Here is an 8773-nt window from a genome sequence, read left to right as displayed (position 1 = left end):
GAGCAAAACCCCACCCCCCCCCCCCCCCCCCCCCCCCCCCCCCCCCCTCCTCCCCCCCCCCCCCCCCCCCCCCCCCCCCCCCCCCCCCCCGCCGCCGTGCGGGCGGCCCGCCGCTACCGGCCCTGGCCGCGCAGGCAGGCGGCCGCGGCGAGCACCGCGCGGGTCTGGTGGGCGGTCTGGACCTCCACCGGCACCCAGCGGGCGCCGAAGCGGTGGCGCAACTGGTCCAGGCTCTCGGTGACGATCCCCAGCGCCCGCTCGCGGGCGGCGTCCACGGCCGGACCCCCGGTGTCCGCCAGCAGGCGCAGCAGCACCGAGGCCACCCGCAGCGGGATCCGCGCGGCGGCGAGCCCGGCGGTGGTCACCCGGGAGACGGTGAGCGGCTGGGCGCACCACTGCTCCAGCCACTCGTCGGCGACCGGCGAGCAGACCGCCAGCGTGAACTCCACGGCGCGCACCATCGGTCCGTAGGCCCGGCGGGCGTGCGGCGGGACGTGCGCGAGCAGGCCGGACAGCTCCTCGGCGCGGTCCCGCAGCACCCGGGCGGCGGTCCCGACCGCCTGCCGGACGGCCGGGTGCCGGCGGCCGTCCCCCACCGCGTCGACGGCCCACATCGGCACCTCCAGGACGGCCGTGACCCCGCCGTGGCGGCCGGCGTACGACCAGGTGGACAGCTCGGGCTCGTCCGGGAGCGCCCGGGACAGGCCGGAGCCGCCGGGCGCGGGCATCAGGTACGTCCCGGGGGCGGGGCTGGCCCAGCCGACCGCGTCGTACGAGTCGACGTCCAGCGGGACGGCGCCGCGCGCCGCCGAGCGGCCGAAGCGCTCGGACAGGCCCGGGACGGGCCCGGTGAGCTGCACGAAGGCGCCGCCGAAGTCCACGCCGTGCAGGGAGCACTGCAGGAACGGCCGCAGCTCGTCGATCAGACCGGTCAGCGCCAGGCTCTCCGGCATCGGCGCGCGGTCGGCGCCGGCGGGCGGCAGCAGCTCGGGCTGCTCCTCGAAGGAGGGCCGGAAGAAGTGCTCGTAGTGGCGGCGCATGGTGAGCGGGCCGTCCAGCCAGCCGGCGTTGAACGCGGCGCCGTCCGGGTCCAGGCAGGGCAGGATGTGCCAGGAGACGCCCGGCCGGGGCGGGTGGTCCAGCAGCCGCTCGGCCAGACGCAGGGCGCTGCTGACGCCGACCGGCTCGTTGGGGTGCGGGCCGCCGACCACCAGGACGGCGTCCGGGCCCTCGTCCACGGAGAGCAGCAGCAGCGGGTGCCCGGCCCGGGAGCGGCCCACCTCCCGCAGCCGGCAGCGGCCCGGGTGGCGGCGGGCGAGCCGGCCTGCCGCCGCCTCGGCGCGGGCCACCGTGAGGTAGCGGTCCGCCTGCTCGGGCGCGGGGTGGCACTGGGGCACCCGCCGGCCGGTGTCGGTCATGTCAGGAGGCCGGTGTCGGTGCCGTCGTGCATGGTCAACTTCCTTGTCCCGATGGCGTGCAGGGCCTCCCGGCGGAGCCCTGCCAGTACCGCATGGGCCGTCCGGGGCTGTCAACAGCCGATTCGACCCCCGCTCGGGGGCCGGCCGGGGCCCGCGGCCGGCCGGAGCGTCCCGGGATTCGGCTACTCTTGAGGGTCACCCCTCCCAGCCGTCGCGCACCACCCCACCGGGTCCGATGCCAGCGACACCATTCAACGTCGTAAGGGTTCCTAGTACATGACTGTCGAATCGGTCTTCCCACGCCTGGAGGCCCTCCTCCCGCACGTCCAGAAGCCGATCCAGTACGTCGGCGGCGAGCTCAACTCGACCGTCAAGGACTGGGACGCCTGCGACGTCCGCTGGGCGCTGATGTACCCCGACGCCTACGAGGTCGGCCTGCCCAACCAGGGCGTCATGATCCTCTACGAGGTGCTCAACGAGCGCGAGGGCGTGCTCGCCGAGCGCACCTACAGCGTCTGGCCGGACCTCGAAGCGCTCATGCGCGAGCACGACGTCCCGCAGTTCACCGTGGACGCGCACCGGCCGGTCAAGGCCTTCGACGTGTTCGGGCTCTCGTTCTCCACCGAGCTCGGCTACACCAACATGCTGACCGCGCTCGACCTGGCCGGCATCCCGCTGGAGGCCCGCGACCGGACGGTGGACGACCCGATCGTGCTGGCCGGCGGCCACGCCGCGTTCAACCCCGAGCCGATCGCCGACTTCATCGACTGCGCGGTGGTGGGCGACGGCGAGCAGGCCGTCCTGGACATCACCGAGCTGGTCCGCGGCTGGAAGGCCGAGGGCCGCCCGGGCGGGCGCGACGAGCTGCTGCTGCGCCTGGCGCGCACCGGCGGCGTGTACGTCCCCCGGTTCTACGACGTGGAGTACCTGGCCGACGGCCGGATCGCCCGAGTGGTGCCGAACGCGCCGGGCGTGCCGTGGCGGGTCTCCAAGCACACCGTGATGGACCTCGACGAGTGGCCCTACCCCAAGCAGCCGCTCGTCCCGCTCGCCGAGACGGTGCACGAGCGGATGTCCGTCGAGATCTTCCGCGGCTGCACCCGCGGCTGCCGCTTCTGCCAGGCCGGCATGATCACGCGCCCCGTGCGGGAGCGAAGCATCACCGGCATCGGCGAGATGGTGGAGCGCGGGCTGAAGGCCACCGGGTTCGAGGAGGTCGGCCTGCTGTCGCTGTCCAGCGCCGACCACACCGAGATCGGTGACATCGCCAAGGGCCTGGCCGACCGCTACACCGAGGACAAGATCGGTCTGTCGCTGCCGTCCACCCGGGTCGACGCCTTCAACATCGACCTCGCCAACGAGCTCAGCCGCAACGGCCGCCGCTCGGGTCTCACCTTCGCCCCCGAGGGCGGCAGTGAGCGCATGCGCAAGGTGATCAACAAGATGGTGTCGGAGGAGGACCTCATCCGCACCGTCTCCACCGCGTACGGCAACGGCTGGCGCCAGGTGAAGCTGTACTTCATGTGCGGCCTGCCCACCGAGACCGACGAGGACGTCCTCCAGATCGGTGAGATGGCGAAGAACGTCATCCAGAAGGGGCGCGAGGTCACCGGCCAGAACGACATCCGCTGCACCGTCTCGATCGGCGGGTTCGTGCCCAAGCCGCACACCCCGTTCCAGTGGGCCCCGCAGCTGTCCGCCGAGGACACCGACGCCCGGCTGGCCAAGCTGCGCGACTCGATCCGCGGCGACCGCAAGTACGGCAAGAACATCGGCTACCGCTACCACGACGGCAAGCCCGGCATCGTCGAGGGCCTGCTCTCCCGGGGTGACCGCCGGATCGGCGCCGTCATCCGGGCGGTCTACGAGGACGGCGGCCGTTTCGACGGCTGGCGCGAGCACTTCTCCTACGACCGCTGGATGGCCTCGGCCGAGAAGGGCCTGGCCGGCACCGGCGTCGACGTCGACTGGTACACCACCCGCGAGCGCACCTACGAGGAGGTGCTGCCCTGGGACCACCTGGACAGCGGCCTCGACAAGGACTGGCTCTGGGAGGACTGGCAGGACGCCCTCGAAGAGGTCGAGGTCGACGACTGCCGCTGGACCCCGTGCTTCGACTGCGGTGTCTGTCCTCAGATGGACACGGCCATCCAGATCGGCCCGACGGGCAAGAAGCTCCTGCCGCTGACGGTCGTCAAGTAGGGCGGCGCACGCCATCGCGGGACCCCGGCCGGGCGCTCCGGCCGGGGTTTCGCGCATCCGGGCTGACCAGGGGCGGAGCGAAGGTGGCGCGCGGGCGCGTACCCTTTGGGTGACAGAGTCCGGAGAGTGGCGCGATCGTGTCACACCGGACGGGGACATCTGACTAAGGACTGAGCGACTCTGGCACGCCGTACGCCCGACGGTCCGCCGCCCGCGCCGACGGTGCAGCGGATCCGTCTCCGCTACACCAAGCGCGGCCGGCTCCGCTTCACCAGCCACCGCGACTTCCAGCGCGCCTTCGAGCGCGCCCTGCGCCGGTCGGCCGTGCCGATGGCCTACTCGGCCGGCTTCACACCGCACCCGAAGGTGTCCTACGCCAACGCGGCCCCCACCGGGGTGGCCAGCGAGGCGGAGTACCTGGAGATCGGCCTGGCGGCCCACCGCGACCCCGAGGAGCTGCGCGCGCAGCTGGACGAGTCGCTGCCGAAGGGCCTCGACATCATCGACGCGGTCGAAGTCCGGACGCCGAACTTCGTCGAGCGTCTGGAAGCCTCCGAATGGCAGGTCCGGCTGGACGGTGTCACCGGGCCGGAGGCGTCCCGCGCGGCCGCCGCCTTCCTCGCCGAGGAGCGGGTCGAGGTCGAACGCCGCACCAAGAACGGCGTGCGCGTCTTCGACGCGCGCGGCGCGGTCGCGGCACTGGAAATCCTCTCGCCGCAGGTCGACGACGGTGCGGACACGGAGGGCGAAGGGGCCCGCGATGTTCGGACCGGCCGTGCCTGTGCGATACTGCGCCTGGTAGTACGACACGCCACACCAGCCGTACGACCCGACGACGTATTGTCCGGTCTCCGTGCGACGGCTGACCTGGCGCCGCCGGTCCCCGCAGAGGTGACCAGGCTGGCGCAGGGGCCGCTCGACGAGGAGACCGGCACGGTGACCGACCCGCTGGCGCTCGACCGCGCCGCGGCCCCGGCCGGCCCTGTGGCCGCCGACGAGCCGCGCGCAACCGCGTCCGCCTAGCGGGCGGAGGCCTGGTCCAGTGCCTTTACTGGACCCGTTGGTCCTCCAGGCCCCCGCGGCTCCCCAGGGGAGCGAGCGTCGTCGAAGCACAGGCCGGCCTCTTGTGGCCCGCCGACCCGGATGGTCGGTGGGCCCGAGGTCCCCGTCCGGGAGCCACCCGGGTTGGGGAACGGCGCAGCTTGGGAAAACCTCAGAAGACTGGGCAGACCAGAAGACTTTCGACACCCCGCCGCGTGCGGGGCGCCGAGCGAGACTACGAGCCCCTGTGCGGCCTCGCGTCCGCACGGCGGCACCAGGAAAGGGTCCGGCCCGAGCATCCTCGTGATGCCGGCCGGCCACCGGTGCCCTGCCGTGCCCGGATACGGAGCCCGGGGGCCTGACGGGAGATCCACCCGCATGCTCGATAACACCGATCCGCAGCAGAACGCGGCGACGGAACCGAACGAGAACACCGCCGCCACCGGCGACGGCACGACCGGCGCACCGCCGCGCCGCCGCCGCCGTGCGGTGTCCCGCCCCGCGGGCACCCCGCAGGGCGCGGCCGCCGACGGCGCCGAGACGGTCATCGCGGCCGAGGCACCCGCCGCCGAGGCCCCCGCCGTGGAGGCGCCGGCGGCCGAGCCGGCCGCCGAGAAGCCGGTCCGGGCCCGCCGGACCCGCAAGCGGGCCGAGGCGCCCGCCGGGGCGCCGGAGGCCACCCCGATCGTCGTCACGCCGGCCGAGGCCGAGGCGCCCGCCGCCGAGGCCCCCGCCGCGAAGGCACCGGCGGCCGAGCCGGCCGCCGAGCCCGTGGCCGAGAAGCCCGCCCGGGCCCGCCGGACCCGCAAGCGGGCCGAGGCGCCGGTGAGCGCGCCCGCCGCGGCCGACGCACCCGTCGAGACCCCGGTCGAGGCCGCACCCGCCGAGGCCCCCGCCGCCGAGGCCGCGCCGGTCGAGGAGGCCCCCGCGGCCCCCGCCCGCCGCCCCCGTCGCCGCCGCGTGGCCGAGGCCGCGCCGGTCGTCGAGGAGGCCCCGGTCGAGGAGCCCGCCGCGGAGGAGGAGCCCGCCGAGGAGGCCGAGGCCGTCGCGCCCGCCGCCGAGCCGGAGCCCGCCCCGGCCCCCGCGCCGGTCGCCGAGGCCGAGCCGACCCACCGGGTGCGCCGCCGTGCGGTCCGCCCGTCCACCGCGATCTTCCAGGCCCCCGTCTTCCAGGAGCCGGCCCCCTACACCGCGCCGTCGGCCCCGGCCGCCGCCCCCGCCGCAGCCGCCCCGGCCGAGACCCCGGCTCCGGCCGAGGCCCCCGCCGTGAAGAGCACGGAGGAGGACGAGTACGAGTACAGCGGCGTCGGCCGCCGTCGCCGTACCCGCACCCAGGTGCGGGTGCAGACCCCGAACCGCCGCAGGTCGGCCGCCGCCGCCGCGCCGGTGGCGCCCGCCGCCCCCGTGGTCGAGGCCCCGGTCGCGCCGCCCGCCCCGGTCGCGGCCCCGGCCGCCGTCGAGGCGCCCGCCGCCGGTCCCGAGGCCGAGGACGAGTGGGAGGACGGTCGTCCGTCCCGCCGTCGCCGCCGGGGCGGCCGCCGCCGCCGTCGTGGCGAGGCCGAGGACTTCGAGGCCGAGACGGCCGAGACCGAGCAGCCCGTCCAGGAGCCGGCCGCCGAGGCCGAGGCCGAGGACGAGGACGGCGAGGACGACGACGACCTGTCGGCCGGCCTGGCCTCGTCCCGTCGTCGCCGTCGTCGCCGCCGTCGCAGTGGCGAGGCCGGTGCCGGCGAGGCCGCCGAGACCACCGAGGACGGCGTCCGCACGGTGGTGAAGGTGCGCGAGCCGCGCCGCCGCTCCACCGAGCCGTCGTTCGACCCGGACGAGGTGCAGTCCATCAAGGGCTCCACCCGTCTGGAGGCCAAGAAGCAGCGCCGCCGTGAGGGCCGCGAGCTGGGCCGCCGCCGGGTGCCGATCATCACCGAGGCCGAGTTCCTGGCCCGTCGCGAGTCGGTCGAGCGCGTCATGGTGGTGCGCCAGAACGGCCAGCGCACCCAGATCGGCGTCCTCGAGGACGGCGTGCTGGTCGAGCACTACGTCAACAAGGAGCAGGCCACCTCGTACGTCGGCAACGTCTACCTGGGCAAGGTCCAGAACGTGCTGCCGTCGATGGAGGCCGCCTTCGTCGACATCGGCAAGGGCCGCAACGCGGTGCTGTACGCCGGTGAGGTGAACTTCGGCTCGCTGGGCGGCCACGGTGGCCCGCGCCGGATCGAGTCGGTGCTGAAGTCCGGCCAGTCCGTCCTGGTGCAGGTCTCCAAGGACCCGATCGGCCACAAGGGCGCCCGCCTGACCAGCCAGATCTCGCTGCCCGGCCGCTACCTGGTCTACGTGCCCGAGGGCTCGATGACCGGCATCTCGCGCAAGCTGCCCGAGAACGAGCGGGCCCGTCTGAAGCAGATCCTCAAGAAGATCGTCCCGGACGACGCGGGCGTCATCGTGCGCACCGCCGCCGAGGGCGCCTCCGAGGACGAGCTGACCCGTGACGTCCAGCGCCTCCAGCAGCAGTGGGAGGAGATCCAGAAGAAGGCCGCGACCGGCAACGCCCCCGCGCTGCTCTACGGCGAGCCGGACATGACCGTCCGGGTCGTCCGCGACATCTTCAACGAGGACTTCACCAAGGTCATCGTCTCCGGCACCGAGGCGTGGAACACCATCCACGACTACGTCGCCAACGTGGCCCCCGACCTGGCCGAGCGCCTGCAGCGGTGGACCTCCGAGGTCGACGTGTTCGCGACCTACCGGATCGACGAGCAGCTGATGAAGGCGCTGGACCGCAAGGTCTGGCTGCCCAGCGGCGGTTCGCTGGTGATCGACCGCACCGAGGCGATGGTCGTCATCGACGTCAACACCGGCAAGTTCGTCGGTCAGGGCGGCAACCTCGAAGAGACCGTCACCCGCAACAACATCGAGGCGGCCGAGGAGATCGTGCGCCAGCTGCGGCTGCGCGACCTCGGCGGCATCATCGTGATCGACTTCATCGACATGGTGCTGGAGTCCAACCGGGACCTGGTGCTGCGCCGTCTGCTGGAGTGCCTGGGCCGGGACCGGACCAAGCACCAGGTGGCCGAGGTCACCTCGCTGGGCCTGGTCCAGATGACCCGCAAGCGGGTCGGCCAGGGCCTGCTGGAGTCCTTCTCCGAGCCGTGCGTCCACTGCAACGGGCGCGGCGTGATCGTCCACATGGAGCAGCCGAGCAGCCACGTCCACACCGGTGGCGGCCACGCCGTCGCGGCGGGCGAGCCGGCCTCGGGCGGCGGCAAGCGCCGGCGCCGCGGCAAGGGCGGCGGCGCCCAGGACGAGGCGCAGACCGTGGTCGAGGCCGACATCGAGGCTCCGGAGCACGAGGAGGTCGAGGGGCAGCTCGCGATCGACGTGCCGGTGGCCGAGGTCGAGGCCGTCGTCGAGCCGGTGGCCGAGGTCGAGGCCGTCGTCGAGCCGGTGACCGAGCCGGTGGCCGTCGAGGAGACGGCCCAGCCGAGCCTGGTCGAGATCCCCGCCGCCACGGCGGCGCCGGCCGGCCGCACCCGCCGCCGGGCGGTGCGCAAGGCGACGGCTCCGGCCGGGGCGCCCGCCGAGGCCGAGATCGTGGTGCTGCAGGCCCGTGCCGACGCGGCGCTGCAGGCGGCCTTCGCGGCCGTCGAGACGCCCGCCGAGGCCCCGGCCGAGCCCGTGGCGGAGGCCGTCGAGGCACCCGTCGAGACGCCGGCCGCGGCCGAGCCGGTCGCGACGGAGCCCGAGGCGGCCACGGAGACCGGTACGCCGGAGCCCGCCGCCGAGGCCGCCCCGGCCGAGGAGCCCGCCGAGGAGGCGCCGGCCCCGAAGAAGCGGGCCGCCCGCAAGACCACCGCGAAGAAGACGGCCGCCAAGAAGACCACCACCACGGCGGCCGCCGCGAAGAAGACCACCGCCCGCAAGACCGCCACCAAGCGGACGAGCGCGGCGGCCAAGAAGGCCGCGGCCGCCGAGGGTGATTCGGCAGCCGAGTAGTGCGTCGGGGCGGGGGGGGGGGGGGGGAGGGGGACGGAGAGGGGGGAGGTATTTTGTCCCCGGGGGGGGGTCTGATGGTCTTGCGTCTCGCGGGGTGCCGCGGTGGCTCGCCCTTAGAGAAC

At 74.7% G+C, this 8773-nt stretch carries 4 protein-coding genes; 3 read left to right on the top strand and 1 reads right to left on the bottom strand.

Translation table 11 applies throughout. The features are described 5' to 3' along the window. Positions 1 to 113: 113 nt before the first annotated feature. Positions 114 to 1418, bottom strand: coding sequence for a M14 family zinc carboxypeptidase (locus tag ACZ4UX_RS10050; RefSeq protein ID WP_465706256.1), 1305 nt, complete (start codon positions 1416 to 1418; stop codon positions 114 to 116). A 276-nt stretch (positions 1419 to 1694) separates the two neighbouring features. Here ACZ4UX_RS10050 and ACZ4UX_RS10045 point away from each other — a divergent pair, with 276 nt between their 5' ends. The 3 genes from ACZ4UX_RS10045 (at position 1695) to ACZ4UX_RS10035 (ending at position 8651) form a co-directional block, all read left to right on the top strand. Then, a complete protein-coding gene (locus ACZ4UX_RS10045) occupies positions 1695 to 3620 on the top strand; it encodes a TIGR03960 family B12-binding radical SAM protein (RefSeq protein WP_329487625.1) in 1926 nt (641 codons plus the stop codon). A 222-nt stretch (positions 3621 to 3842) separates the two neighbouring features. Beyond that, positions 3843 to 4643, top strand: a complete 801-nt coding sequence (locus tag ACZ4UX_RS10040; RefSeq protein WP_329487624.1) for a TIGR03936 family radical SAM-associated protein — start codon at positions 3843 to 3845, stop codon at positions 4641 to 4643. Between the two features lie 396 nt (positions 4644 to 5039). Beyond that, positions 5040 to 8651 (top strand): Rne/Rng family ribonuclease, encoded by a 3612-nt coding sequence (locus tag ACZ4UX_RS10035; RefSeq protein ID WP_465706255.1) that lies wholly within the window; start codon positions 5040 to 5042, stop codon positions 8649 to 8651. Positions 8652 to 8773: the final 122 nt, after the last annotated feature.

This window comes from Kitasatospora sp. NPDC028961 (assembly GCF_055564815.1).
Note: the sequence above shows the minus strand (reverse complement) of the source record. Positions and strands in the feature narration are given on the sequence as shown.